This window comes from Kytococcus sp. HMSC28H12 (genome assembly GCF_001816045.1).
Taxonomy (GTDB): domain Bacteria; phylum Actinomycetota; class Actinomycetes; order Actinomycetales; family Dermatophilaceae; genus Kytococcus; species Kytococcus schroeteri.
The window spans coordinates 1-606 of the sequence record NZ_KV824486.1; the positions used below are offsets into that span (position 1 = coordinate 1).

The 606-nt window shown below is 77.2% G+C and carries 1 pseudogene; it reads left to right on the top strand.

The window, feature by feature from the left end:
* Nucleotides 1-152 precede the first annotated feature (152 nt).
* Nucleotides 153-606 (top strand): annotated as a pseudogene (locus HMPREF3099_RS06940) (thiol reductant ABC exporter subunit CydC); the annotation flags it as partial.

The window sequence follows — 606 nt, forward strand, 5'->3', positions numbered from 1 at the left end:
CGCCCCAGCCCGCCCCGCGCAGAGATCCGTCTGCGGTCCAGAGGTACGCCTCCCGGCCCGGACCTCTGGACCAGAACCGGACATATGCGGGCGCGCAGGCCACGCCGGGCGCGCAGGCCGGCCCGTCCACACCCCCCGGCCGGCCCCGCATCGTGCGGCCGACGCCGCAGCTGTGGCGCGCCGCCCTCGTGGGGGCCCTGTCCTCGATGGCGGGCGTCGCCCTGACGGCCACGTCCGGCTGGCTCATCGTGCGGGCCTGGGAGCAGCCGATCGTCCTGCTGCTCATGGTGGCCATCGTGGGGGTGCGCACCTTCGGCATCGCCCGGCCGGTGCTGCGCTACGCCGAGCGCCTGGACAGCCACGACGTGGCCTTGGACCAGCTGGTGGGCCGCCGCGCGGAGACCTACCGCCGCCTCGTGCCGCTCACCCCCGCCCGCCTGGGCCAGCGTGGCCGCGCCCGGGTGCTCACCGGGGTGGTGGCCGACCTCGACGACGTGGTGATGGCCACCGTCCGCTGGTGGGTGCCGACGGTGGGCGCCCTGGCCACGGGCCTCGTCGCCGCTGCCCTGCTGGCCGTGCCCTCCCCCGTGGTGGGGCTGCTCGTGG